This is a genomic window from Mycobacterium sp. NPDC050853, from assembly GCF_040653875.1.
In the GTDB taxonomy this organism is placed as follows: Bacteria; Actinomycetota; Actinomycetes; order Mycobacteriales; family Mycobacteriaceae; genus Mycobacterium.
This window is the reverse complement of the sequence record NZ_JBFAGW010000007.1, coordinates 219,088-244,795: the sequence shown is the minus strand read 5'-3', so window position 1 is coordinate 244,795 and position 25,708 is coordinate 219,088. Positions and strand designations below refer to the sequence as shown.

Below are 25,708 nucleotides of genomic sequence, written 5' to 3'. Positions count from 1 at the left end.
TGGCGGTGCTAGGCCGGGGAACGCTAAGGTGAGAGTCTGATGCAGCGCCCTCAAGGACTGCAATTCCGCACGAGCTTTCAGCCAAAGCGCTGCGGGGGGCCAGATAAATGCTATTAGTGCGATTATCGCGGCCGAGGCTCCGAAGACCGTCTGAACTATCAGCCCACACCAGAACGGCGGAGCCTGACCTCGCCATTGGTATATCTCGCTAGCGAGATATCGGGTGAATACGGTCACCAATAATAGCAGGCATGCCCAGCCGAGCATGCCCATGCCCTGACCCGCCGGTGTTGCGTCCCTATGCCTTATGCCTAGCGCGGCTACCCAAATGGACATACAAAAGATATACAAGTGGCCGAGGAGCGCTGCCCAAAACAATTGGGCAGCGACGCTGTCATGGGGCTCTGTGAGAAACGTGTAATAGGTAGCCTCGCTCCAGAAATCTGAAACGGTTAGAGAAATTACCACCACCACTGTTGTTGCAATAATTGCGGACGTATATACGACGCGATCCTGCCATTTCGACGCGGTGTCGCAAGCGTTCGCCGTGAAGACCAGAAGCGACGCACCTGCGAGAATCGCAGCGCCTCCCGAAACCTGAAATGCCTGCAACTGCGGCGTCAGGACACGCCAGCCGAATTCCGTATCGAAATATGTCCATATCCACAACGAAGTCGCGAATACGCCACCCGCAAGTAGTGGAGGTGATGGACGGTTGGTGGCCCAGCGCCATGTACGATACCCAACGACCGGAGTCGCGGCGAGAAATATTGTTAACTCGCAGAGCTGATAAATGTCCCATCCCTGACGAATGGTCACGTCACCCCAATGCTTCGTTGAGCCTGGACTTATAGCCGTGACGATCAGCCCTTAGCCGGCGTAGCAGAATTGTCGCGAACCGCTCCGCCGCGACTTCATCTGCGGGCCATTGTCCATTATCGGAATGGCCGCAAGACCGGTGAAGGATATATGCAACCAATGATTGAGGCACGGCCTGGACGTATGCCGCGGCATAGTCGGAGATAGGTTGGCCACGGTGTCCGAGAACGATGTGGCCGAGTTCATGAGCGATCGTGCGATCAGGGGTCGGAAGATCGCTGTGTACTTGGACTAGATCCTTCTCGGGCAATGCCAGCCATTGCCCGAAGACCCCTGATGGGAGCTCTCGGCTCTCCACCGTGATCGGCCTTCCACGGTTCGCGGCCCAGGCGACGGCTACGTCCGAGACGGTGACGCCCAGGCGGGGCGCATCCATCACCTGCTCAACTGCTTCACGAATTCTCCGCGACTGCATCCGAGCTGGAGGCTTTCGGGAACCGAACATTCTATGTCACCAATCTGCTCAGCCGACTTAGCCAGACGATTGGGCAAGTACGCCCTACTACAACTGTAGCAGTGAAGAAGCTGGCCGCAGCATCGAAGTGTGGACTTGCTGACGACTGCATGATTTACTGACGCTAGATTATGGTTCCACATGTATTTACTGACAGTATCGCGGCGAAGGAGGTTTAGATGGGGGCCCAGGTCCGCAGTGCAACTCTGCGGTTGAGCGTTGACGATTACCTAGATTCTGTGCAGTGCGTGGTCGATTCTGAATGGGCCGGTCGAAGGCACTGTCTGGATGACGGGCCGGCTCTCGTACTCGCCCAGGCTGCGAGACACCAGTGAGCGGCCCGACGTCGCTTAGCTCATTGGGCCGTTGGGAGGATTCTCGATTGGCTCGAGAACGTGCGCTGTGGTCCTCCCCTGCGGCAGCAGGCACCACAGGGGAGGATTCCACTCGGCAGGTTCAAGTGCGGATTGGGAAAAAACGGGAGCCGCTGCAGTTGATGCTCAGGGAGGCATGGCGAAGGCAGGTCCCGCCTGCCGAGCTTGCGGATGCGGTGATGGCTGCGTATAGCGATGCGGTCTCAAAACAACAAGAAGACGCATTGCGGGAACCCGGCGGGCGGCCTCTCGAAGACGACGATGCGGGGTTCGATGAGGCCAAGCTCGCCCCGTATGTAGCGGGCAGTCCCCGCTCATCGGAGAACTATTTAGGGGATATCGCCTCGGCCATCGAGCGATGCTGGGCTGCTGAGCGCGAGCTCGCTGAACAAGGCCCCACAGCTCCGCCAGCTCTCAGAGGCCCGCTGGGGTCGAAGGTGCGGTTACGGCTGTCAGAAGACTCCTGGCTCGCGGGTATCGAGATCGACCCAGAGTGGGCTGGGGCGCGAACTGCGGCACAAATCATGAATGAGTTCTCCCGCGTACTTCACTACCTCCGCGAGGAGAACCGGCTAGCCGTGTCCGAAAAACCTGCCGGCCCGAAAGCCGACCGCGAGGCTGCCCTCGCAGACCTCGACGCCCTCATCCTCGAAGGCGTCGCAGCGCTTCGATCCATGCCTTAACTGCACACCACGGCAAACACACTGAGAAGGAACCGAACGATGGCCCCGAACGATCCGGCAAATAGAACCCCGCGGCAAGTGGCTGAGGACACCACGGGACTCTCGAGACCGTTCTCTTCGACCACGGGAACGTCCCCGCAGATGCTGAACTGGTATCGACAAAGGGCCGCGAATGGCTTCGGCATGGCCGAAGAACTCAAGGTCAACCTCGATCGTTTACGCGCCGACGCACCCTACTGGGACAAGGAATCGTCGTGGTGGGCAGGGATCTCCCGAACGGCGGGCAGCATTGCGCTCTCCAGCACGTGCGCTCTTGTCAACCCCTTCACGTCAAAGCACAATGCTGGCAAAAATGACATGTCAAATTTCATCAGCAAAGCGCCATCGCAGTTGACCGCCACAGCGAATAAAATCCTAGGTGCAGCGAACGACTACGACCAAGTCGATAGCAACGCGAACGGTCTGGAGGCGATTTCCGTTAAAGACGGCCTGCCTGAGCACACCCGCTTCAGCCCGTCGTTGCCTGTCCCGGGCGTGGCTGACAGCACAGGAGTGGAATCGGCGTTTGCTAAGTCCGAGGAAGCAATAGGCGCGATTGTGATCCCCGGTCCGGGAGATGCGTTCGAACTGCAAAAGTCGCTTGAGGTTCTCCAAGGCAAAGCTGGAACGCAGCTCGATGTCAACCCTTTTGACGGCGGTGTCGGTATCGGTTCGCAGCTTGCGGTCATGGCCGTTGCCGCAAAGATGACTGGATCGCTGAGCGGTGACGGAGTGGGCCTACTGGGCGAGCTCGAGGCGAAGGTCGGTGCTATGGCCTCAGGTAGCGCCAAAATCTCGCTAAAAGAGCTCGGCGCGGAATACGAGGCGTTCTTCGGGGCGAAGGCGACCGCCGAGGGCAAACTCAATCTCGGCCCCTTGGCGCTGTCTGGCAAGCTCGGCGCGCTCCTAGGCGGCGGCGCGGGCGGGGGCGGCAAGTTCGGTATCAAAGAGGACGTCCTTTACGTCAAAGTCGATGCAGAGCTCGCGGCCGCACTGGGGCTATCTGCTGAAGGCGTGATCGGTATCAACTTGAAGACATTGCTCGACCCGGCCGGCAACGACGGCCAACGGAAAACGTGGACTACAACGAGCGATCAGATCGAGTCGGAAGGTAAAAAACTCGACGGGCTTGAAGGCAAAGTCATCGCCGCTGCGCTCAAGATGGCGAGCTCAAAAAAGGTACAAAAGCAATCGGGACTCAGCGGAGCATATTTCTTTGCAGGCGGATCTCTCGCAAACGCGATTTCTGAATTCGACTCGGTTTATCAGATGGTCCGGGACGCGAAGGATTACCAAAAGGATTCAGACAATGCAGGGAATGGCTGGGCTACAGTTATTTCAAACGCGAGTTCCTCAATGAAGAACATGGACAATGTCAACTGCGCCGGGTATTGGACAGGATCCGCGGCAAGCATGTACCAAAATCTTGCGGATCGTCATGCGCTCTCGGCGTACGAGGTAGCAATTGCCGCCGACTCGATCAGCAGCAGGATCACTGACTTCGCCGAAACGGTGAACACGCTGTTCGGCGTGGCAATAGCAGCAGCGGCCTCAGTTAGCAGTGAGGCCGCTCAGGTCATAGAGACATGCAACACTTACAGTGATGACGATACCGTTTTAGATGTGAGAGCACCCCTTGAAGGTATAAAAAATGCGATCGAAAAAACTGCCAAAGTCAAAGCTGCGCTGATAGTCGCCACGACCGCATGCATTGAGAAAGGTGCGGGCTACGGCAGCCAGATCGTGAAGGTGGCCGGGGCACTCGGAGCGGGTACGTGGGCCGCAGCCTAGCGGTCCACATAACCGCCGTTTAGGTGTTCTTCGACACAAAGCAGATGTCAAATTGTGTCTTTCTTGCCTTTTTGCGATAAACAAACGCATTATCATGGCTTTGAGTTGGGGACTACACCAACTTTCATTTCGGCAATCACAGACTTGCGTGTATTGAGTTAGAGCAAGGGTTTTGAGAGCCCATGAATGACCAAGGCTAGCCCACCGACATCGACAACCCAACAAGTCATAAACCCGACCTTTTGAAACCGGCGGTAAAGGTGGTATCTGGATATTGTCTGGCGATGGGAGGTGTTGCGGGTGTCTGAGGAATCACAGATGAGCGAGGCGCAACAGTTGGCCCATGACCGGCAGGCGATGTCGGCGTTGGCGCCAAAGCTGCCGCGGGCGGCGCTGCCAACTTGCTGGACGTCACCCGATCAGATGCAGCCCGGCCGACGATTCTGGAGGTCGACGGGCCCATGATCGTCAGCAACCCCAGGTCGCCGTTCACGAATACGATGAGAACCTACAACACCGAAGCACGGAATCGTGTTGGTGTGGTGCAGAAAGTGCGCCGTCAACGCGCGGCGCATACGGGAGCGGGGTTTCTGATATGACCATCAGATCAGTGAGGTGCTACTGGTGCGTGTTGCTGGTTGTCTCGGTGTTGGTGTCAGGCTGCCAGAGTGCGGTTTCCGGGTTGGCTGTGGCCGGGCCGGAGCGGTTGGAGTGTGGTCGTGTCGATGCCCCGTTGTGGACGCTCCCGACAATGGTCAGGGGAATGCCGCGTGTGGCGGTGCCGCTGCCTGCGGGGTGGTGGTCTCTGGCTTCAATGTGGCCTGTGCGGCCGGTTGATCCACCGCAGGGAGCTCACCTTGTGATCAGTAATCCATCGTTGAAGGTGGCTGGGGATTCGCCGAGCGCGTTGGTGAACATTGATTCGTTTGAGCCGGATGCGCTAGGTCTGGGTGATACCGAGCAGCGCGCTCTCGATGAGATGATCGCCGGTCTCGCGCATAAGAGCCGGATCATTGCGCAGAGCTCGGGGCTGGTGTGCGGGCATCGGAGCGCGACCGTGCAGTACGTGAACAGGGGCCAAGAGGCGTTTGCTCGGATTGTGGCCACACGGGCCGATGACGGCCGGGTCTGGCGGGTGTTGCTGAATTTCCTTTCTCCCGATCCCCGAAACCCACAGGTGGTCAGAGACAGACAGGCCATGCTCGATGGCCTGGTAGTAAACGAGACCTCAGTTCGGTGAAGGTAGAACCAAGGAACAGAGGGAGATTGACCGATGACGAGCACTCTTCGCGGGGCGGACCTGATAGCCCGCGCGCGGGACTTCGAGTCTCAGGCGGGAGTACGGCACCCAGATCCCGGTGGCTTGATCGCGCTCCTGTGTAACGAGTTGGAGTCAGTCAGCCGTTTCGCGGCGCACTTGGCGAGTGAGACCGTGTGCGGTCGCTGCGAGTTGACCGAGCTGCCCGGCGACGTCGATCGTGCGGGGCGATGTACTGGAGACGCGGTGGCGGTCCGATGGGAGGACGGCTTCGCCGATGATGTCTGCGAGCGGCGTGCCGAAAGTGCCCGCAACGACGATGGTGCGTTGGTGATCTACCCGCTCCGCCGCAACGGCGAGACGGCGATTCCGGCTTAGGTAGACGGTTAGAGACGCAGGGAATTTTAGATGGAGAGGGTTGGTGTCGGTTCTCACCGAACTTGTGCTTTTCTCACGATCTTGTCCCTGGCCTCGTTCCCGGCACGAATCCCCAGCTCGGCGGTCTCTTGTCTCCCCGAAATTCCGAGGATTTCGAGAATAGTGAGAATCCGAGAGTCACAAAAGGGTGAGAAACCTCACCTTCGCCTGCGCACCACACCACCGACTCCTCAACAACGGCTGGACCACCCAAAAACAACGCGACGGCACCACCAAATGGACACCACCACCACACCTCCAATTCGGAGAGCCAACCACCAACACCCACCACCACCCCGACCGGCTCATCCCAGACCTAGTCTGAATGCGCGCACCCGGGCGTACCGTCTGGCTCATGACGCAAGTTCTGCAGACTCAGGTCTGCGTCGCCGGGGGCGGCCCGGCCGGACTAGTGCACGCGCTCCTGCTGGCACGCTCCGGTGTCAACGTTGTCGTTCTGGAGAAGCACGGGGATTTCCTGCGTGACTTCCGTGGTGACACAGTGCACCCCACCACCATGCGAATCATGGACGACCTGGGTTTCATCGACGAGTTTCTCCAGCTGCCGCACCAGAAGGTCGATCACATCGCATTCGACGGCGACGGCCGGTTGCGCACCTTCGGCGACTTCCGTGTCCTTAAATGGTTGGGATACAAGCAGCCGTATATCGCGTTCATGCCGCAGTGGGACTTCCTCGACTTCTTGGCCGAAAAGGCCGAGCAATACCCGGAATTCACCCTCATTCGCAACGCCGAGGTTACCGATGTGATCTTCGACGGAGCGCGAGTGGTCGGCGTACGCACGCCGGACCTGGAAGTGCGAGCAGACCTGGTGGTCGCCGCGGACGGACGCAAGTCCGCCGTGCGCGCCGCCTCTGGACTTGAGACGGCCAATGAGAGCTCGCCGATGGATGTGCTGTGGTTCCGGCTGAATCGCCGGCCGGGCGACCCGGAAGAGACGTTCGCAATCCTTCGCCGGGGCTTGTTGCTCGCGATGATCCATCGCGGTGACTATTGGCAGGTCGCCCATCTGATGCCGAAAGGCGCAGGGCCACAGAATAGCTCGCTGGAGGCATTCAAGGAGCGCTTGATCAGGGCGCGCCCCCAGCTGCGTGAGCACGTAAACGATCTGAACTCCTGGGATGACACGAGCCATCTCGATGTCCGGGTCGACCGGCTCAAGACCTGGTGGCGTCCTGGCCTTCTCTGCATCGGTGATGCCGCGCACGCCATGTCACCCGCAGGTGGGGTAGGAATCAACTTGGCGGTCGCCGACGCGGTGGCGGCCGCCAATATCCTCGCGGGCCCGCTGCACGCGGGATGTCTGTCTGAAGCGGACCTCGCCAAGGTGCAGCGACGACGCGAACTGCCGACCAGAGTGGTGCAGGCCTTTCAGGTGTTCGTCCAGAACAACGTGATCAAGCCGGTTCTTACCGGCGACCTGTCCCCCATCAAGCTGCCATTCTTCGTCGGACGGGGCCCCCTCAAGTTCGTTCCGCCGATCGCGGTCGGCAGGGGTCTGCGTCCGGAGCGCGTGCGCACCCACGACGTGCATGCAGCCTGACTAGTGCGCGGCGGCATCCCAGCTACGGCCATACCCCACCGAAACCTCAAGCGGCACATCGAGCGGATACGCCGAGCCCATGGTCTCGCGGACCAACGCTTCCAGGGTGTCCCGTTCGCCCTCGGCCACCTCGAAGAGGAGTTCGTCGTGCACCTGCAGGAGCATTCGCGACCGTAAGCCCTTGTCTTGCAATGCCTTGTCGGTAGTGATCATCGCGACCTTGATGATGTCTGCCGCACTGCCCTGGATCGGCGCATTGAGCGCGGCCCGCTCGGCCGCCTCACGCCGCAACCGATCGCTACTGTCCAAGTCCGGCAGATACCGGCGCCGGCCGAACACCGTCGAGGTGTATCCGTCCTTGCGGGCCTGATCCACCACGGCGTGCAGGTAGTCGCGAACACCGCCGAACCGCGAGAAGTACTGGTCCATCTGCTCTTTGGCCTCATCATTGGAGATCTTGAGCTGGGTGGCCAGGCCATAGGCCGACAGCCCATAGGCCAGGCCATAAGACATCGCCTTGACCCGTCGGCGCAGCTCCGCGTTAACCTCGTCGATCGGCACCCCGAATGCCCGTGCAGCCACGAATGAGTGCAGATCCTCACCGGTGTTGAACGCCTCGATGAGGCCCTCATCGGCCGATAGGTGCGCCATGATGCGCATCTCGATCTGGCTGTAGTCGACGGTCATCAGCTCGGAGAAACCGGTCGAACCACTCGAGCCGACGACGAAGCCGTCCCGGATCTCCCGCCCCGCCTCGGTGCGCACCGGGATGTTCTGCAGGTTCGGCTCGGTAGACGAGAGTCGGCCCGTCGCGGCGATCGTCTGGTTGAACGTCGTGTGGATACGTCCGTCCGCAGCAACGGATTTCAGTAACCCATCAACGGTAACCTTGAGCCTGGTGACATCGCGATGCCTGAGCAGGTGCTCCAGGAACGGGTGGCCGGTCTTGTCGAACAGTGTCTGCAGAGCGTCGGCATCGGTCGTGTAACCGGTCTTCGTCTTCTTGGTCTTCGGCATGCCGAGCTCGTCGAACAGCACCACCTGCAGTTGTTTGGGCGAGCCCAGGTTGATCTGCTTGCCGATCACCGCATAAGCGGCGTCGGCGGCCTCGCGGATGCCGCTGGCAAACTCATTCTGCAGCGAGGTCAGATGGTCGCTATCAATCGCGATACCAACCGATTCCAATCCCGCCAGCACCCGCTGGACAGGCAGCTCCATATCGGCGAGCAGCGCCGCCGATTCAATGCGTTCGAGCTCGACATCGAGGGCATCGGCAAGGTCGACGACCGCGCGGGCGCGCAGCATCTGCGCCTGAGCAGCCTTGGCGCCGTCTGCTCCCTCTTCATCGAGAAGTGAAAGCTGCTGTTGCCCATCGTCTTCAGCGCGTAACTCGCGCCGAAGGTACCGCAGTGACAAATCGTCGAGCGCGAAGCTGCGCTGACCGGGTCGCACCAGATAGGCGGCAAGCGCCGTGTCGGAGGTGACGCCCTCCAGCTGCCAGCCACGTCCGGAGAGCGCATGCATAGCTTGTTTGGCCTCGTGGAGTGCCTTGGGGCGGGCCGGATCGGCCAGCCACTGTGCCAGCGCGGTCTCGTCCTCCGGGGTCACCGTGGTGGTGTCGATGTAGGCGCCGTAGCCATCGGCTGCGGCGATCGCCACGGCGGTCGCATCACCGTCATAGGGCGTGTACGTTCCGACCACCGCGAGACCGCCGCGGCGGCCGTCGCTGGTGTGCGTGGTCAGCCATTCGGCCACCGTTCCAGGCTCCAGCGTCTCACCGGCAAGCTGAAATCCCTCATCCACCTCGGGTTCTACGGCCGCAAGGGTGTCGAACAATCGGTCGCGCAGCACGCGGAATTCCAGGTCGTCAAAGAGGCGGTGGATCTGGTCGCGATCCCAGGGAGCCAAGGCGAGCTGGCCGGGCACATAGGGAAGCGGCACCGACCGCACCAGGTCGGTGAGCTCGCGGTTGAGGATCACCGCGCCAAGATGTGCGCGTAGCGCATCGCCGACCTTGCCGCGCACGGTGTCGGCCTTGTCGATCAGCTCCTGGAGTGTTCCGTATTCGATGATCCATTTGGTGGCCGTCTTCTCGCCTACACCGGGGATTCCCGGCAGGTTGTCGCTGGGGTCGCCACGCAGCGCCGCGAAATCCGGGTACTGGGTTGGTGTCAGCCCGTACTTTTCGACGACCGCTTCCGGCGTGAACCGGGTGAGGTCGCTGACACCCTTACGCGGGTACAGCACGGTGACATCCTCGGTGACCAGTTGCAATGCGTCACGGTCGCCGGTGACCACGAGAACCTTGAAACCCTCGGCCTCCCCCTGCGTGGCGAGGGTGGCGATGATGTCGTCGGCCTCGAATCCCTCCTCGGCGAGCACCGTGATGCCGAGGGCCTGCAGCACTTCCTTCGCGATGTCGATCTGACCGCGGAACTCGTCGGGTGTAGCCGATCGAGTGGCCTTGTATTCGGGGTACCGCTCGGAGCGGAATGTCTTGCGGGATACGTCGAAGGCGGCCGCCACGTGAGTGGGCGCCTCATCGCGCAACAGGTTGATAAGCATCGAGGTGAACCCGTACACCGCGTTGGTGGTCAGGCCTGACTGTGTCTTGAAATTCTCGGCCGGGAGCGCATAGAACGCCCGGAACGCCAACGAGTTGCCGTCGAGCAGGAGGAGAGTCGGCTGTTTAGTCCCGGTCTTGGTTACTGGCGCGGTCACGCTCCTACCCTAGGCAACGAGTGCGACAGTGTTTACGACCCCGACGCTTCCGCTGATCCATAGGGCCGGGTGATGATTTCTAAGTAGTGCCCGGACGGATCCCGGAAGTACACGCCCCGGCCGCCGTCGTTGTGGTTGATCTCGCCGGGGTGTTGTCCGCGGGGATCTGCCCAGTGTTCGATGCCGCGATCGGTGATGCGGCCGTAAATGGCGTCGAAATCCTCATCGGTGGTCAGGAAGGCGTAATGCTGCGGGGTGATCGTCTCCGCGTCGACGGTGGCGAAATCGAGGTTCCCGCCGTGCTCCAGCTCGACGTTGAGAAAAGGGCCGACCTCCACCGCGTCGGACAACCCGAAGATCTCCGCGAAGAACCGGGCAGACTCTTCACGGTCCTGCGAATGAACAATCGTGTGGTTGAACGCGATACCCATGGTTCTTTTTACCGTATGCCCTCGGCATCGAAAAAGGTTCTGTGGCTGCGGATCTGCTCGTGATGGGTGCGAGCCCACCCAATCAGCGCGCTGGCAACTCCGTGCAGATCCTTCCCGAGCTCAGTCAACGCGTACTCCACCCGCGGCGGCACCTCGGCGTATGCGGTGCGCGTGATAAGTCCGTCACGACGCAGCAGCATCAGCGTGCGGGTCAGCATGCGCTGCGAGACGCCGGGGATGGCGTCGTGCAGCTCGGTGTACCGCAATGGGCCATCGCGCAGTGTCCCGATCACCAGCAGGCTCCACTTATCGCCGATGCGGTCGAGGACGTCCCGGATGAATTCACTTTCGCGCAGCGGCAGCCCCGCGCAGATATTTGGGAGCGCGAGTGCAGGCGCTGTCAGCTCGGTCATGACGCACATCCTTGTTCGGTAGCGCACATGTATGTGCCTTTTGTACGAAGTTTAAAACTTCTCCATCATGGGGTTACGCACAGATCGTAAGAAATGGCATAACCAGGAGGTTAACGATGGACAGAACCATGCTCGTGCTGGGCGCAGGTAGTGGGACCGGTGCGGCGGCGGCGCGGCGCTTCGGCCGTGAGGGTTTCCAGGTGGCGGTGGTGGGGCGCCGACGCGAACCTCTGGACTCGCTGGTGGCAGATCTCCGCGACGACGACGTACCGGCTGCCGCGTTTCCGACGGACCTCACCGACGACGGCGGCGTGGAGCAGCTCATTGCAGCAGTCACCTCCTCGCTGCCGCCGATTGAAGCCGTCTACTACGGTCCCTCATCCCCTGTCGCCTTCACCGCTGCCCGTGAACTCACATCGGCGGAGGCGGACCGCTTCTGGGCGCTGCTGGTGCGTCCCCTGATCCACACGGTGTCCGCGGTGCTTCCCGGAATGATCGAACGAGGGCGCGGGACGATCCTGGCCACCATCGGCGGAACAGGAGCCAGGGCAATGCCCGAGATGAGCGGACCCGGGCCGGCTGCGGCCGCAGCTCGAAACTATCTGCAGGGTTTGCATTCTGAAGTGGCGCCGCAGGGTGTGTATGTCGGGTTGATGACCATCGGTGCACTCATCCTCGGTAGCGAAATGGCAGCAGTGGCACCTCAAGCCGCCCACGAATTCCCAACGGTCGAGTCAGCGGCGCTGGCCGAGATCCTGTGGAGCATGTCGACCGATCGGGATACCTTCGAGAGGTTCGTGCCAGAGAACTCGCCATTCCGGTCATGACCTTCGCCACGGACGGCGCAAAACTGACACACGTTTCAATTCGCTAACGAGCATGGGTAATCTGTCGAGGTGCCTACAACCTCAGCGCCGGCAGTCGACGGCTGGTTCGACACCGACGACGCCGGCTTGCCGCATTTGATCGGCGGCAAGTGCACCCAGTGCGCCACGATCGTGTTTCCGCCGCGTGCCAACAACTGCCCCAACCCCGCCTGCGACTGCGATGTTCTGGATCAGGTGCCGCTCTCGCGCCGCGGCACGGTGTGGAGCTACACCGAGAACCAGTACGCGCCGCCGCCGCCGTACCCGCCTTCCGACCCATATCAGCCGTACGCGATCGCCGCTGTCGAGCTGGCCGACGAGGGCATCATCGTCCTCGGCAAGGTGGTGGCCGGAACCGGCGCGGCCGATCTGAAGGTGGGTCAGACCATGGAGCTGGCACTGGAACCGCTCTACACCGACGACGAGGGCGTCGACCGTCTGGTCTACGCATGGAAGAAGGTCTCGGTATGAGCCGCACCGCTGCGACCCCGGATCCCGTCTACATCCTCGGCGCGGGTATGCACCCGTGGGGCAAATGGGGACGGGACTTCACCGAGTACGGCGTCGCAGCCGCCCGCACTGCGTTGCAAGACGCCGCATTGGATTGGCGCCAAATTCAATTCGTCGCCGGCGCGGATACCATCCGCAATGGCTACCCGGGCTTCATCGCCGGGTCGACGTTCGCGCAAAAGCTCGGCTGGAACGGTGTGCCCATCAGCTCCACCTATGCGGCCTGCGCCAGCGGATCGCAGGCCCTGCAGAGTGCTCGCGCCCAGATCCTCGCCGGATTCTGCGATGTGGCGTTGGTCATCGGTGCGGACACCACCCCAAAGGGTTTCTTCGCCCCGGTCGGCGGTGAACGCAAGGAAGATCCGGACTGGCAGCGCTTCCACCTCATCGGCGCCACCAACCCCGTGTACTTCGCGATGCTCGCGCGCCGTCGGATGGACCTTTACGGCGCGACGGCCGAGGACTTCGCTCAGGTGAAGGTCAAGAACGCCCGACACGGCCTGAACAACCCGAACGCCCGGTTCCGTAAGGAAGCATCCGTCGCGGACGTGCTGGCCAGCCCGGTCGTGTCGGATCCCTTGCGCCTGTTGGACATCTGCGCAACCAGTGACGGCGCCGCCGCCCTCATCGTGGCCAGTGCCGAGTTCGCGAAGAAGCATCTCGGTTCGGTCGAGGGCGTGCCGTCGGTGCGCGCGGTGGCCACCATCACCCCCAAGTACCCACAGCATCTTCCCGAATTGCCAGATATTGCAACCGATTCCACTGCCGTAGTGCCGGCGCCCGAGCGGGTGTTCAAGGACCAGATCGTCGACGCCGCCTACGCCGAGGCCGGTATCGGACCCGAGGACTTGAGCCTTGCCGAGGTGTACGACCTGTCGACGGCACTGGAGCTGGACTGGTACGAGCACTTGGGCTTGTGCGCCAAGGGTGAGGGTGAGCAGCTGCTGCGTAGCGGTGCCACCACCGTCGGCGGGCGGGTTCCGGTGAACGCCTCCGGCGGCCTTGCCTCGTTCGGTGAGGCCATCCCCGCCCAGGCCATCGCCCAGGTGTGCGAGCTGACGTGGCAGCTGCGGGGGCAGGCAGGCGACCGACAGGTAGAGGGTGCCCGCGTGGGCATCACCGCCAACCAGGGCCTGTTCGGCAACGGCTCGTCGGTTATCGTCGCGCGGTAACTGCGCTCCGTGGTCTTCATCGGACGCTAGCCTCAAGCGATGGAACAACAGTTCCACGCATACGGCCCATCCCACTGGGCAGTGCTGGCCGTATTCGTGCTCGGCGCAGCACTGTTGGCATGGCTGGGGCGCCGGCTCACCGATACCCGGGCCCGAGTGCTGGGATGTGTGCTGGGGGCGGTCACCGGCATCATCTATGCGGCGATCCTGATCTCCGGGTGCATCCCACCGCGCCTGGCCGTCTCGGTTCCCCTCCGGTTGACCGACCTGGCGACCGCTGTCGCGGCGTATGCGCTGTGGTCACAGCGACATTGGGCGTACGTGCTGACGTACTACTGGGGGCTTGTGCTCAGCAGCCAGGCGTTGGTCTCGCCGGTGCTGACCGGACCAGACTTCCCCGGATACGAGTTTCTTGCGTTCTGGTCGATACATCTGCTCGTCGTGTGGGCGGCCATCTACCTCACCTGGGGACGGGGCATGCGACCGACCTGGAGTAGTTATCGCATGGCCGCCACCGTCACCGCGTCCTGGGCGGTTATCACCATGGCGTTCAATGCCATCGCCGGGTCGAACTACGGTTTCCTCAACCAGAAACCGGCAACCAAAAGTCTTCTCGACGTGATGGGACCGTGGCCGTGGTACATCGTTACGGCGACTGTGCTGGTGCTTACGGTCTGGGCGTTGATGACCTGGCCATGGGAACGTTCGGCGATGGAGTCTCAGACAACGCCGAGATAGGCATTGCGAATGCTCTCGTCCTGCAACAGTTCTCGGCCGGAACCGGATCGGACGACCGATCCCGTCTCCAGAATGTAGGCGTGATCGGAACGACTCAGCGCCTGCTGCGCATTCTGCTCGACCAGCACCACCGTCGTCCCAGCGGCGTTGATCTCTTCGATGATGTTGAAGATCTTCGTGATCAACAGCGGTGCCAATCCCATCGACGGCTCATCGAGCAACAGGATCTTGGGCCTCGCCATCAGCGCACGTCCGATGGACAGCATCTGCTGCTCGCCGCCGGAGAGCGTGCCGCCCTCTTGGCCACGGCGTTCGGCGAGCCGTGGAAACAAAGCGTTGATCCAGTCGAGACGTTCCCGGCGCTCCGCCCGCGATTTGAATGTTCTTCCATAACAACCCATTTCGAGGTTGTCCGCGACGGTCATGCCGGGGAAGATTCCCCGTCCTTCGGGCGCCTGGACGATCCCGGCTTTGACGCGTTTGTGGGCCTTCATCTTGGAGATGTCCTGACCTTCAAAGAAGATCGAACCGGAGCTGAGCGGGCACAATCCGGAAATGGCGCGCATCGTGGTGGACTTCCCGGCGCCGTTGGAACCGAGCAGGGTGACCAGCTCACCCTCGCGGACGTCGAGCGATAACGTACTGACCGCCTGGATTGGTCCGTAATGGACCCCGATGTTGTTGAGTTTCAGCTGTACAGGAGGCACTTACCCCTCGCTTTCCCTGTCAGGAACAGCAGAGTCGAGCCAACCGGGTCCATGGAACTCCTCCTCGGCCACTCCTAGGTACGCCTCGATCACTGCGGGGTCATTCCGGACCTCGACGGGCAGGCCGTCGGCGATCTTCCTGCCGAATTCGAGCACAACGATGCGGTCGGTGACCCCCATGACCAGCTTCATATCGTGTTCGATGAGCAGCACGGTGTACCCATAATCGCGGATGCGCTGGATGAGCTCGATGAGCGAATCCTTCTCGCTGGGGGTGAAGCCGGCGGCCGGCTCATCCAGGCACAGCAGCTTGGGTTCGGTAGCCAACGCCCGCGCGATCTCGAGTCTGCGCTGACTGCCGTACGGAAGGTTCTTCGCCTTGATGTCGGCGACATCACCTATGCCGACGAAGTCGAGCAGGCCCATCCCCACGTCGACGGCATAGTGTTCCTCGCGTCGGTGCCGAGGTATGCGCAACAGAGCGCCCAGGACCGAAGTCTTATGGCGGGCATCGGTTCCCACTGCAACGTTTTCCAACGCCGTCATCTCACCGAAGAGCCGAATGTTCTGGAAGGTCCGGGCGATCCCGCGGCGGGTGATCTGGTGCCGCCGCAATCTGCGTAAGGGCTTCCCGTCGAACACGATGCTGCCCGATGTCGGCTTATACACACCGGTGATGGCGTTGAAGCAGGTGGTCTTGCCCGCACCGTTCGGGCCGACGAGGCCGAGGATCTCCCCGCGACGAATGTCGAAGCTGACCCCATCGAGCGCCTGTAGACCGCCGAATTTCAGCGTAAGTTCCTTGACCTCAAGCAGTACCTCGGGCTCGGCGGCGCCGGTCTCGCCATCGACGGCCTCGGTCAGTTCGACGGCGGCGGACTTCTCTTCGGAGGTGGTGTCCACGCGTTCGGTCATGCCGGTGCCTCGGCTTCCTCTGACTTCTTGGCGCCGATACGCTCAGATGCCTTGCGCCAGTAAGCCATCAGCTTCTGTTGCGCCGGGAATAGGCCCTGCGGGCGGAAGACCATCAGCACGACCAGCGCCAACCCGAAGAACAGATACTTCAGATTGCCCAGGTCGACGCCCTGCACCTGCACGCCGAGAAGCCGGTTCGGCAGGTAGACGATGATGAACGCGCCGAAGATCACACCGAGCTTGTTGCCTTGGCCACCCAACACGACGGCACATAGGAACAACATCGAGTTGATGATGTTGAAGGTCGGCGATGCCACGTATTGGACCTGACCTGCATACAGGGCACCGGACAGCCCTCCGATGCCCGCGCCAATTACGAAGGCCCACAGCTTGAACCGAAAGGTCGGGACGCCCATCATCTCGGCGGCGTCCTCATCCTCGCGAATGGCCACCCACGAGCGGCCCACCCGGCTGCGCTCGAGATTGCCCATCAAAACCAGCACCACGGCGATCAGACACAGCCCCAGCCAGTACCACCACACGCCATAGTTCAGATGACCGCCCGCATTGCCGCTGGAGAAGACTCCGCCATGTACGTACTGCTCCCCCACATGCGGGTAAGCGATCTTGTGCAGACCGCGGGGACCGTTCGTGACTTCCAGGTTGTCTGCGAGCAATCGGATGATCTCGCCGAATCCCAGCGTGACGATGGCCAGATAGTCACCCCGAAGCCGCAGCGTGGGCGTGCCGAGCACGAGACCGAAGAAGGCTGTGATCGCGACGGCGATCGGCAAGCAGGACAACCATGCCCAGCTCGAACTGAAGAATGCCGAGGTGCCCATCCGGTTCCACGGACTGTCGGGGCTGGTGAGCAAGGCCACCGTGTACGCGCCGATCGCATAGAACCCGACATATCCCAGATCGAGTAACCCCGCTTGCCCCACAACGACATTGAGGCCGACCGCAATGAGGGCCACCATTGCGAACTGGGCCATCACTCCGCCGAAGCTCGTGTTGGGAGTGTCCAGGAACGGAATCTTCCACACCGGCAGCAGCGCCATGAGCGCAAACCCGATGATTCCGTAGACCCATTGCACAGGACGGGCAAGCTCCGACCACCACCGGCGCACCGAATCGCCGGGCGCCAACGCGCGCGCGGCGGTCACGCCTTCGCCCTTCCCAGACTTTCGCCGAGAATGCCGGTGGGCCGGAACATGAGCACCAGCACGAGCAGTACGAATGCCACGACATCGCGCCATTGGGTGCCGAATACCGCTTGGCCGTAGTTCTCCATCACTCCGAGGAGCAGACCGCCCAGCAGTGCGCCGCGAAGATTACCGATACCGCCGAGCACCGCGGCCGAGAATGCCTTGATACCCAAAAGGAATCCGCCGGAGTAGATGATGCCCTGTGGCACCTTCAGCGTGTACAGCAGCGCCGCCGCCCCAGCGAGGAGCCCGCCGATGACGAACGTGGTCATGATGATGCGCTCGCGAGACACGCCCATCAGCGTCGCCGTCGTCGGATCCTGCGCCACCGCCCGAATACCGCGTCCGAACTTGGTGTGATTGATCGCGATATCCGTTATGAAGGCCAGCACCAACGCCGCCGCCACGACGACGATGGTGACATTGGTGAGCGTGGCCTGGAACGGGATTCGGTGACCGCCCACGTCGAAAGGACCGAAGCTCCACACCGGTCTGGGCGTCACCAGCCGGATCGGCTGCTGTGCATTGCTGCCCCCGTAGCCCTTCAGGATCTTCGGCAGTACGAAGTGCACGAATTCCTGGATGACGAAGGACATCCCGATGGCGGTGATGAGGAAGGTCAGTGGACGTGCGCCGCGACGGCGCAGCGGGCGATACGCCACCGTTTCAAGTCCCAGCGCCGTGGCGGCCGACACCGCCATGGCGATGAGCATCGCAACGCCGAGATACAGCACCGTCAGCGATACGCCCTTGTTGTAGGCATTACCGCCGGGCGCAAAGCCGAGCACCACGTCCAGAGCGAAGTACGCCCCGAACATGCCCAACATGAAGACCTCGGAGTGCGCGAAGTTGATGAGTCGCAACACCCCGAAGACCAGCGTGTATCCAACCGCGACCAACGCATAGATGGCGCCCCACGCCAAACCGTCGATCGTCAGCTGACCGATGCTGCTCCACAGTCCATGCAGATCGAATGAAATTGTGCTGGCCTGCACACCAGTCTGTGCCATCCACCCCGAAACCATTTGCGGCTGAGCCTAGTCCCTCGCTTGTTCCTTGTGATCTTTTACGTGACCTTATATACCCAGATAAGTGTTGACGTTAGCTCACCGGTCTCGGTCCACTTGTATTCGCGCGCAACGCCCTGCCCCTGGTAGGTCCGAACCCAATCGAGCAATCCGGCCCGCGTGGTCTTTCCCGCGTCAATCCCCTTGACCAGGATCGTCCCTAGGTCATACCCCTCGGTGCTGTACGTCCCGGGTTCCTGATTGAACTTGGCTGTGTACTCCTTGGCGAAGGTATCCGAGGCAGGACCGCACGGGCAGGACAACAGCGCGTCCTTCGAGGAATCGCCCGCCTGCTTGACGAACTCGATGTCCTTGGTGCCGTCCGCGGATACGAACGTCGCGTTCACTCCGGCGTTGCGGAGCTGCTGCACCAGGGGCGCAGCCTCGGCGTAGTAGCCGCCGAAGAACACCGCGTCCGGAGTGGCGTTCTTGAGTTGTGTGACCGCCGCCGAAAAGTCCTTGTCGCCCTTCTTGACCGAGGCGTTGCAGTCGTTTCCGAGCGTCCCGCGTACCGCGTTGGCCAACCCCGAGCCGTAGTCGGTGCTGTCGTCGACGACACAGACCTTGTGGTACCCGAGGGTTTTCTTGAGGTAGTTGGCGACGGCGGGGCCCTGTACCCCGTCGTTGGCCAGGCCGCGGAAGAAGGTTTTCCAGCCCTGCTGCGTGAGCGTCACGTTCGTGGCCGAGGCGGTCGTGGAAACCAATCCGGCCTCGCTGAAGATCTGCCCGGTCGATTTGGTTTCCCCAGAGAATCCCGGACCGATGAGCCCGATGATGGCCGGGTCCCCGATGATCTGTGGGGCGATATTGCTCGCGTTCTGCGGCAGCCCCTCGGTGTCGAACTCGCGGAGTCTGATCTGGCATCCGGGATTGGCGGCGTTGTGCTTGTCGACGGCCAGCTTCGCCCCGTTGAGGATATTGATTCCCAGGGCCGCGTCGGGACCGTTGAGCGCACCGGCCATGGCCAGAGAAACGTTGTCGCACTGCGCTTTTCCGTCGCCAGCGGGATCGGCCGGCGATTTCGCGTTGGACGCGGGTACCTCGGTCCCGTCCTGAGCGATCTGCACCAACGGCGAGATCTTCAGGTTGGTCTGATTGGACTCGTCCGACTGAGAGCCGTTATGACAACCGGCGAGGGCGAGGGTTACCGCGCCCAGCATGATCACACTCGCGCGTACACGCACGATTACCTCCGGATGAGTTGGGCGAACCAGGTTGATCAGAAAACATAGCCAACTGGGAGGCAACGCGCAGTGCTTACCCGACTTTCAACTCGTAGTGTCGGTATCGAGTGTTTCCAGTACCACTTCGGCAACGCGTTTCATGGTGGTGCGACGGTCCATCGCGGCCCGCTGAATCCACTTGAACGCGTCGGGTTCGGTGAGTCCCTGGGTGGACTGCAGGACACCCTTGGCGCGCTCGACGAGCTTGCGGGTCTCCAGCCGGTCGGACAGGGTCTGCACTTCCTTCTCCAGCGCTGCGAGCTCGCCGAACCGGCTGACCGCCACCTCGATGGCCGGGACGAGGTCGGTCTTGGAGAACGGCTTGACCAGGTAGGCCATGGCACCGGCATCGCGGGCCTTCTCCACCAGATCACGCTGGCTGAAAGCGGTGAGGATGACGATCGGGGCGATGCGCTTGGCGGCGATCTCGGACGCGGCGTCGATACCGTCACGGCGCGGCATCTTGACGTCCATGATCACGAGATCGGGTTTGAGCTGCACGGCGAGATCCACAGCCTCCTGCCCGTCCCCGGCCTGACCCACCACGTCGTAGCCCTCCTCCTGGAGCATTTCCACCAGGTCGAGGCGGATCAGGGCTTCGTCTTCGGCGACGAGCACGCGGTGCGCGTGCGCCGCCGGTTCGGGGTTCTGTGGGCCGGTCATGGCGACCATTGTGACGTATGAGGTGGTGTGAACGGCGTTACCCTGGTGAAAGTGACGGATGTGATCCTTTAAGGTAGGAATCCGACGGCAGGCCCCGGGCCGCCGAAACGCCAGGCCCTCGTATCCCAACTGGCAGAGGAAACGGATTCAAAACCCGTGCAGTGTGAGTTCGAATCTCACCGAGGGCACCACGTACCAGCCTCCCGTCGACGGTGAGGCGTGTTTCTATCTACGGATGACTCGAACCTGTACGGGTGCATTGGCGCTCATGGCATGCGCCGTGGTCGTGGCCGGCTGCCAGAGTGGTCCAGGCATCACCCGGATCTCAGAGACATCCGCCGCCGCGTCGAGTTCGCGTCCGTCGACGTCGCGGTCCACCGCGGCGAACACGCCCCCCCCCACATCGAAGCCCAGTAGTGCCGACTCATCAGCGGGGTCTGAGGACGCGGTCACGCGCCTACATGACGGCCTCGGCGCCCTCAAGGATCCCGTTGTCGCCGCCACCAAGGACGGCACCGGAAGGTATGAGGTGAAGGTGCCGCCGCAGCCGAAGACGACCGTTCACGGCGGGTTCATTGCGGCGCTCTGCACCGGCGGTCCCGACCTGCCGATGGACCTTGACGGGCACACCGTGAAATACACGGCCATATGTGGGGACACTCCGGGAAAACCGGGGATCATTGTCGCCCTGCTGCCGTTCAACGTCGATCCCGCTGTTGAGCACACCTTGAAGATCAACGGTGCCGACGGCCAGCACAGTTGGGTGTCACTGGCATACGGCGAGATGTATTAACCGACGTCGGTGCAGGTGACTCCGGGGTTCTCGCAGTCGGCACCGGTCTCACCGGGTGCGCTGACCCAGCCACCAGCATCATCATGTCCGGGGGCGATGTTGGATTCGGGTGGGTTGTTATCGGAACCGCAGACCACCCAGGCGTTCTCACACTGAGAGCCCGCACCGCCCGGCAGGTAGCCCCAGCCGCTGTTGCCGTCGTTGCTCGGCTGATCGACCAAGGATCCATGCGAAGGCGAGTTCGGGGCACCCGGGACAGGAGGCGGCGGGGTCGGCTCAGCGGAGGCCACCACTCCTCCGAATCCGACGAAGGCAGCCGCTACGACGCCAACGGCGGGCGCCACGACAAGACGAGTGATTGTGTTCATGGGGCACCTTTTCGGCAGCGGCGGACAATACCGGACAAATGTACTCCCACGTACAGCATCCTCGGATGATCTTGAAAGGAAGCGCGCATGTTCTGCGCGTGCACATTTGGCAACACCGCGCGGGCGACGTGCTAACAATGGCTTCATGGAACGCCCCACCCCCGCCACCCTCGTCGACATCCACGAAATCACCGAGCTCAAGTACCGCTACGCACGCACCCTCGACAACAAATTGTGGGATGAGTTCGCCGACACCCTCACCGAAGACGTCCAGGCGACATACGGCACCGCGGTGCACGGTGCACCGCTTGAGTTCACCTCGCGCGCAGGCGTGGTCGACTACATGCGGTCGTCACTGACGACCGATATCACCAGCGTGCACACCATGAGCCATCCGGAGATCCAGGTCGATGGTGATACGGCGACCGGCAGCTGGGCCATGAGCGATGTCGTGATCGTGCCCGCGCACAGCGTCCTGATCACCGGAACGTCCTACTACACGGACCGGTACCGCCGAGATGCGGACGGAAAATGGCGTATCAGCTACATCTCGTACTACCGCCTGTATGAGGCCATGCAGAACACCAAGGACATCGGTTTGAACCTGATCGCCAACCGCTGGTCGCAGTAGACGTCAGAACCGGGTAGCCTATCGCCGGGTTTGGGGAACACATGTCTCCACATAGCTGGCCAAGGAGTATCCGGTGCGCTGTCGACTATGTCACGCAACACAGCTGTTCAGCGTGGTCGACCTGGGTGCGACGCCACCCTGCCAGAAGTTTCTCCGTGCGGACGAGCTCGATCTGCCGGAGGCCACGTATCCCCTGCACCTGAGGCTCTGCCAGAGTTGCATGTTGCTGCAGATTCCGGCGCTGATTAGCCCCGAAGACAACTTCACCGAGTACGCATACTTTTCGTCGTATTCGGACAGCTGGGTAGATCACGCTCGTGAGTACATCAGCGATTCCGTTGCGCGACTCGGGCTTTCCCCGGACAACCCCGAGGACTTCATCGTGGAGGTGGCCAGCAACGACGGCTACCTGCTCCAGCACGCCGTCGCCGCAGGTATCCGCTGCCTCGGCATCGAACCGTCGGTGAATGTCGGACAAGCCGCCCGCGACAAGGGAGTTCCGACCCTGACGGCCTTCCTCGACGAGGACACCGCCGCCCGCGTCCGAGCGGAGCACGGTCCCGCGCGTTTGGTCGCCGCGAACAACGTGTACGCCCACATCCCCGACCTACGCGGGTTCACGCATGCGCTTCGGGAGCTGGTCTCCGATGACGGCTGGGTGAGCATCGAGGTGCATCACGCACTCAACCTCATCGAGCTCGGCCAGTTCGACACCATTTACCACGAACATTTCCAGTACTACACCGTGCTGGCAGCTCAAAAAGCCCTCGCCGTAGGTGATCTGGAGGTTGTCGACGTCGAGCTCCTTGAGACGCACGGTGGCTCGATCAGGCTTTGGGCACGACCACGGGAATGCCGGCCCGAGATCGCGCACTCGGTGGCCGAGGTCTTGGAACTGGAACGACGCGCAGGTTTGCACGAACTCTCCGGATACGAAAGATTCCGCGCGAAGACCGAACGAATCCGCTTGGAACTCCTACAGTTTCTGCTCACCTGCAAGGCAGAGGGCAAGACCGTCGTCGGCTACGGCGCGCCCGGCAAGGGCAATACCCTGCTGAACTACTGCGGTATCCGTACCGACCTGATGGCGTACACCGTCGATCGGAATCCCTACAAACAGGGCATGTTCAGCCCGGGCACCAGGATTCCGGTGCACTCTCCCGACCGCATCGACGAGGACAAACCCGATGTGGTGCTGGTGTTGCCATGGAACCTGGAAACCGAGATCACGCAGCAATTGCGGCATATCGGAGAGTGGGGCGGCAGGCTCGTCTATCCCCTCCCGCGGCTGCATGTCGTTGAACCTCACGTTGAGCCCGAAGGAGCATCGGTATGAAGGTCGTGCTGTTCTGCGGGGGCTTCGGCATGCGCATGCGCAATGATGCCGGCGATGTGATCCCCAAACCCCTACAGATGGTCGGACCACGTCCGCTCATCTGGCACGTGATGAAATACTATGCGTACCACGGTCATAAGGAGTTCATCCTGTGTCTGGGCTACGGTGCCGAAGCCATCAAGGACTTCTTTCTCAGCTACAACGAGGCGCAGTCCAATGATTTCATCCTGGCCGACGGCAAGGTGCGGTTGTTGAAATCCGATATTGCCGATTGGACCATCACTTTTGCGGACACCGGGACCGAATCGCCCATCGGCGAGCGGTTGCGTCGCGTCCGCCACCATCTCGGAGACGACCCCCACTTCCTGGCCAACTACGCCGACGTTCTCACCAACGCTCCCCTGGACGATCTGGTGACCAAGTTCCACGATTCCGGCGCCGCCGCGTCCATGCTGCTGGTTCCTCCGCAATCGTCGTTCCACACGGTGGACGTGGACGACGGCGGGTCCGTTACCGAGATCACCGCGGTCTCCAAACTCGATATGTGGGAGAACGGCGGCTATTTCGTGCTCTCCCAAGACGTATTCGACTATCTGCCCGCCGGAGGGGACCTCGTCGAGGATGCCTGCGGCTCATTGGCCAAGGAGGGCAGGATGTTCGGCTACAAGTTCAGCGGATTCTGGAAGCCCGCCGACACCTTTAAGGAACGCGCCGAGCTCGATGAGGGTTACCGCAAGGGCGTGCGCCCGTGGATGGTCTGGGAGCAGGAGTCGGTCACCACGTGATTGAGCTAGGCACCGGATCCGTCGACGAAATCGCGCTGCTGGCAGCACATTGCGACGATATCGCCATCGGCATGGGTGGCACACTGCTGACCATAGCCCGCGGCCGACCCGGTCTGCGAGTGCGAGCACTCGTGCTCAGCGGCGGTGGTACCGAACGTGAGGCCGAGGAGCGAGCGGCGTTGGCAGCCCTGTGCCCCGGAGCTGACCTCGCTGTCGACGTCCTCGACTTCCCCGACGGACGGGCACCCGCACACTGGAACGAGATCAAGGAAGCGCTGGTGGCCTTTCGTCGTGATTCGGCGGCCACCGTGGTGTTCGGCCCTCAGCGCCACGACGCTCATCAAGACCACCGAATGCTGGCGACGTTGGCGCCCACCGAGTTTCGCGATCACCTGATCCTCGGCTACGAGATTGTCAAATGGGAGACCGACACCCCGACCCCCACTGTCTTTCAGCCACTAGGCGATGACATCGCCTGCAGCAAGGCCGATCTCATCTACACGCATTATCCGTCGCAGCAGGCGCACGATTGGTTCGACAAGGAGACCTTTCTCGCCTTGGCGCGGGTGCGCGGTGTGCAATGCCGTCACCGGTACGCGGAGGCATTCGTGCTGGAAAAGGCCACCATCGCTCTCGGAGCCGCACCGTCGGCGACATCGCATCTAGGAGCAACGCAGTGAAGGTTCTGATCACCGGCCATCAGGGGTATCTCGGCACTGTGATGTCCCAGATGGCAGCGGAGGCCGGCCACGAGGTCGTGGGTCTGGACTCGGGTCTATTCGCCGACTGCGTCCTGGGTCCGCCGCTTGTGGATCCCCCGTCGATTGCCGTCGACCTTCGTGACGTGACGATCGATCAGCTGGCCGGATTCGATGCGGTGATCCACTTGGCGGCCTTGTCAAATGACCCGCTCGGCGCGCTGGCGCCCGATCTCACCTACGACATCAATCACCACGCCTCCGTACGGTTGGCTCAGCTGGCCAAGGATGCAGGAGTAAGCCGGTACCTGTACGCCTCGACATGCTCTGTGTACGGGTCCGCGGGCGAAGACCTGGTCAGCGAGAGCGCTCCACTCAAACCCTTGACCCCGTACGCGGAAAGCAAGGTTCGCGTCGAGGACGATGTCGCGGCCATCGCCGACTCCGGGTTCTCGCCGGTCTTCCTGCGTAACGCCACTGCATTCGGATACTCGCCCCGGCTCCGCGCCGATATCGTGCTGAACAACCTTGTCGGCCACGCGGTTCTCACCGGAGAGGTCCGGGTTCTCTCCGACGGAACGCCGTGGCGCCCATTGGTGCACGCCCGGGATATCGCGGGCGCCTTCCTCGAATGTCTCACGGCACCACAGGAGGTGATTCATTGCGCGGCGTTCAACGTCGGCACCGAGGAGAACAACCAGACGGTGGCACAGATCGCAGAGTCCGCCGTAGCCGCGGTTCCCGACTCCACCCTGACCATCACCGGGGAAACGGGTGCCGATCCACGCTCCTACCGGGTCGACTTTTCCGCGATCCGTGAAGCACTACCGGGATACCGCGCCGAATGGTCGATCGCGGCGGGCGCCAAGGAGCTCTACGAGCAGTGCGTCGCCGGAAGTCTCACCGAATCGATGTTCCGCCAATCCTTCACCCGGCTCGCCCACCTGAAGAAACTGCGCGAATCCGGGGCCGTAGACGACAGTCTGCGACCGGTCGCGCGGTGA

General features: G+C 62.0%; 26 protein-coding genes and 1 tRNA gene. 17 read left to right on the top strand and 10 right to left on the bottom strand.

Annotated elements, in window-relative coordinates:
• Nucleotides 1–1,664 precede the first annotated feature (1,664 nt).
• The 6 genes from AB0H22_RS21300 (at nucleotide 1,665) to AB0H22_RS21275 (ending at nucleotide 7,459) form a co-directional block, all read left to right on the top strand.
• Nucleotides 1,665–2,390, top strand: a complete 726-nt coding sequence (locus AB0H22_RS21300) for a hypothetical protein (RefSeq protein WP_358148759.1) — start codon at nucleotides 1,665–1,667, stop codon at nucleotides 2,388–2,390.
• 39 nt (nucleotides 2,391–2,429) lie between these two features.
• The gene (locus tag AB0H22_RS21295) at nucleotides 2,430–4,220 is read left to right on the top strand and encodes a hypothetical protein (RefSeq protein ID WP_358148757.1); all 1,791 of its coding nucleotides are present in this window, start codon (nucleotides 2,430–2,432) and stop codon (nucleotides 4,218–4,220) included.
• 300 nt (nucleotides 4,221–4,520) lie between these two features.
• Nucleotides 4,521–4,685, top strand: coding sequence for a hypothetical protein (locus AB0H22_RS21290; protein WP_358148755.1), 165 nt, complete (start codon nucleotides 4,521–4,523; stop codon nucleotides 4,683–4,685).
• Nucleotides 4,686–5,079: 394 nt separating this feature from the next.
• Complete coding sequence (locus AB0H22_RS21285; RefSeq protein ID WP_358148753.1) at nucleotides 5,080–5,460, top strand: hypothetical protein; 381 nt, start codon at nucleotides 5,080–5,082, stop codon at nucleotides 5,458–5,460.
• 33 nt (nucleotides 5,461–5,493) lie between these two features.
• On the top strand, nucleotides 5,494–5,856 hold the full coding sequence (locus tag AB0H22_RS21280; protein ID WP_358148751.1) for a hypothetical protein: 363 nt from the start codon (nucleotides 5,494–5,496) through the stop codon (nucleotides 5,854–5,856).
• A gap of 394 nt (nucleotides 5,857–6,250) precedes the next feature.
• Entirely contained in the window at nucleotides 6,251–7,459 is a 1,209-nt protein-coding gene (locus tag AB0H22_RS21275) for an FAD-dependent oxidoreductase (protein ID WP_180750028.1), read from the top strand.
• On the opposite strand, the gene polA is transcribed toward AB0H22_RS21275, so the two are convergent.
• From polA to AB0H22_RS21260, 3 genes are read right to left on the bottom strand one after another with little or no spacing between them, the layout of a single operon-like run.
• Nucleotides 7,460–10,180 (bottom strand): DNA polymerase I, encoded by a 2,721-nt coding sequence (polA, locus tag AB0H22_RS21270; protein WP_358148749.1) that lies wholly within the window; start codon nucleotides 10,178–10,180, stop codon nucleotides 7,460–7,462.
• Nucleotides 10,181–10,212: 32 nt separating this feature from the next.
• Nucleotides 10,213–10,611 carry a VOC family protein gene (locus tag AB0H22_RS21265; protein WP_180750026.1) on the bottom strand — a complete coding sequence of 133 codons (399 nt, stop codon included), beginning with the start codon at nucleotides 10,609–10,611 and terminating at the stop codon, nucleotides 10,213–10,215.
• Between the two features lie 8 nt (nucleotides 10,612–10,619).
• Entirely contained in the window at nucleotides 10,620–11,024 is a 405-nt protein-coding gene (locus AB0H22_RS21260) for a helix-turn-helix domain-containing protein (protein WP_180750025.1), read from the bottom strand.
• A 116-nt stretch (nucleotides 11,025–11,140) separates the two neighbouring features.
• Here AB0H22_RS21260 and AB0H22_RS21255 point away from each other — a divergent pair, with 116 nt between their 5' ends.
• The 4 genes from AB0H22_RS21255 to AB0H22_RS21240 all read left to right on the top strand — a co-directional run bounded on the left by AB0H22_RS21255 (nucleotide 11,141) and on the right by AB0H22_RS21240 (nucleotide 14,310).
• Complete coding sequence (locus AB0H22_RS21255; protein WP_358148746.1) at nucleotides 11,141–11,851, top strand: SDR family NAD(P)-dependent oxidoreductase; 711 nt, start codon at nucleotides 11,141–11,143, stop codon at nucleotides 11,849–11,851.
• 69 nt (nucleotides 11,852–11,920) lie between these two features.
• A complete protein-coding gene (locus AB0H22_RS21250) occupies nucleotides 11,921–12,361 on the top strand; it encodes an OB-fold domain-containing protein (RefSeq protein ID WP_180750023.1) in 441 nt (146 codons plus the stop codon).
• On the top strand, nucleotides 12,358–13,572 hold the full coding sequence (locus tag AB0H22_RS21245) for a lipid-transfer protein (protein ID WP_180750022.1): 1,215 nt from the start codon (nucleotides 12,358–12,360) through the stop codon (nucleotides 13,570–13,572). The genes AB0H22_RS21250 and AB0H22_RS21245 overlap by 4 nt, the downstream gene beginning before the upstream one ends.
• 39 nt (nucleotides 13,573–13,611) lie before the next feature.
• Nucleotides 13,612–14,310, top strand: a complete 699-nt coding sequence (locus AB0H22_RS21240) for a TIGR02206 family membrane protein (RefSeq protein WP_358148743.1) — start codon at nucleotides 13,612–13,614, stop codon at nucleotides 14,308–14,310.
• Here the strand turns inward: AB0H22_RS21240 and AB0H22_RS21235 are convergent.
• From AB0H22_RS21235 to AB0H22_RS21210, 6 genes are all read right to left on the bottom strand, one after another.
• Nucleotides 14,292–15,017, bottom strand: coding sequence for an ABC transporter ATP-binding protein (locus AB0H22_RS21235; protein WP_180750020.1), 726 nt, complete (start codon nucleotides 15,015–15,017; stop codon nucleotides 14,292–14,294). The two genes, AB0H22_RS21240 and AB0H22_RS21235, sit on opposite strands and share 19 nt — an antisense overlap.
• Nucleotides 15,018–15,932 (bottom strand): ABC transporter ATP-binding protein, encoded by a 915-nt coding sequence (locus tag AB0H22_RS21230; protein WP_358148741.1) that lies wholly within the window; start codon nucleotides 15,930–15,932, stop codon nucleotides 15,018–15,020.
• On the bottom strand, nucleotides 15,929–17,098 hold the full coding sequence (locus tag AB0H22_RS21225; RefSeq protein WP_180750018.1) for a branched-chain amino acid ABC transporter permease: 1,170 nt from the start codon (nucleotides 17,096–17,098) through the stop codon (nucleotides 15,929–15,931). The genes AB0H22_RS21230 and AB0H22_RS21225 overlap by 4 nt, the downstream gene beginning before the upstream one ends.
• Nucleotides 17,095–18,165: a branched-chain amino acid ABC transporter permease gene (locus tag AB0H22_RS21220; protein WP_180750017.1), complete on the bottom strand. Its 1,071-nt coding sequence runs from the start codon at nucleotides 18,163–18,165 to the stop codon at nucleotides 17,095–17,097. The genes AB0H22_RS21225 and AB0H22_RS21220 overlap by 4 nt, the downstream gene beginning before the upstream one ends.
• A gap of 41 nt (nucleotides 18,166–18,206) precedes the next feature.
• Complete coding sequence (locus AB0H22_RS21215) at nucleotides 18,207–19,391, bottom strand: branched-chain amino acid ABC transporter substrate-binding protein (protein ID WP_180750016.1); 1,185 nt, start codon at nucleotides 19,389–19,391, stop codon at nucleotides 18,207–18,209.
• Between the two features lie 84 nt (nucleotides 19,392–19,475).
• Nucleotides 19,476–20,093, bottom strand: a complete 618-nt coding sequence (locus AB0H22_RS21210) for an ANTAR domain-containing response regulator (RefSeq protein WP_180750015.1) — start codon at nucleotides 20,091–20,093, stop codon at nucleotides 19,476–19,478.
• 114 nt (nucleotides 20,094–20,207) lie between these two features.
• On the opposite strand from AB0H22_RS21210, the gene AB0H22_RS21205 reads away from it, so the two are divergent.
• Nucleotides 20,208–20,284: transfer RNA gene (locus AB0H22_RS21205), tRNA-Leu, on the top strand.
• Nucleotides 20,257–20,886, top strand: a complete 630-nt coding sequence (locus AB0H22_RS21200; protein ID WP_358148738.1) for a hypothetical protein — start codon at nucleotides 20,257–20,259, stop codon at nucleotides 20,884–20,886. The genes AB0H22_RS21205 and AB0H22_RS21200 overlap by 28 nt, the downstream gene beginning before the upstream one ends.
• Here AB0H22_RS21200 and AB0H22_RS21195 read toward each other — a convergent pair.
• A complete protein-coding gene (locus AB0H22_RS21195; protein ID WP_180750013.1) occupies nucleotides 20,883–21,254 on the bottom strand; it encodes a hypothetical protein in 372 nt (123 codons plus the stop codon). The two genes, AB0H22_RS21200 and AB0H22_RS21195, sit on opposite strands and share 4 nt — an antisense overlap.
• A 145-nt stretch (nucleotides 21,255–21,399) precedes the next feature.
• Between AB0H22_RS21195 and AB0H22_RS21190 the strand changes: the two genes are divergently transcribed.
• The 5 genes from AB0H22_RS21190 to AB0H22_RS21170 all read left to right on the top strand — a co-directional run bounded on the left by AB0H22_RS21190 (nucleotide 21,400) and on the right by AB0H22_RS21170 (nucleotide 25,708).
• Nucleotides 21,400–21,885 (top strand): nuclear transport factor 2 family protein, encoded by a 486-nt coding sequence (locus AB0H22_RS21190; RefSeq protein WP_358148736.1) that lies wholly within the window; start codon nucleotides 21,400–21,402, stop codon nucleotides 21,883–21,885.
• Between the two features lie 73 nt (nucleotides 21,886–21,958).
• Complete coding sequence (locus tag AB0H22_RS21185) at nucleotides 21,959–23,221, top strand: class I SAM-dependent methyltransferase (RefSeq protein WP_358148734.1); 1,263 nt, start codon at nucleotides 21,959–21,961, stop codon at nucleotides 23,219–23,221.
• Nucleotides 23,218–24,006, top strand: coding sequence for a glucose-1-phosphate cytidylyltransferase (locus AB0H22_RS21180; RefSeq protein WP_180750010.1), 789 nt, complete (start codon nucleotides 23,218–23,220; stop codon nucleotides 24,004–24,006). The genes AB0H22_RS21185 and AB0H22_RS21180 overlap by 4 nt, the downstream gene beginning before the upstream one ends.
• Nucleotides 24,003–24,686 carry a PIG-L family deacetylase gene (locus tag AB0H22_RS21175; RefSeq protein ID WP_180750009.1) on the top strand — a complete coding sequence of 228 codons (684 nt, stop codon included), beginning with the start codon at nucleotides 24,003–24,005 and terminating at the stop codon, nucleotides 24,684–24,686. Before AB0H22_RS21180 ends, AB0H22_RS21175 begins: the two co-directional genes overlap by 4 nt.
• Nucleotides 24,683–25,708: an SDR family oxidoreductase gene (locus AB0H22_RS21170; protein ID WP_358148731.1), complete on the top strand. Its 1,026-nt coding sequence runs from the start codon at nucleotides 24,683–24,685 to the stop codon at nucleotides 25,706–25,708. Before AB0H22_RS21175 ends, AB0H22_RS21170 begins: the two co-directional genes overlap by 4 nt.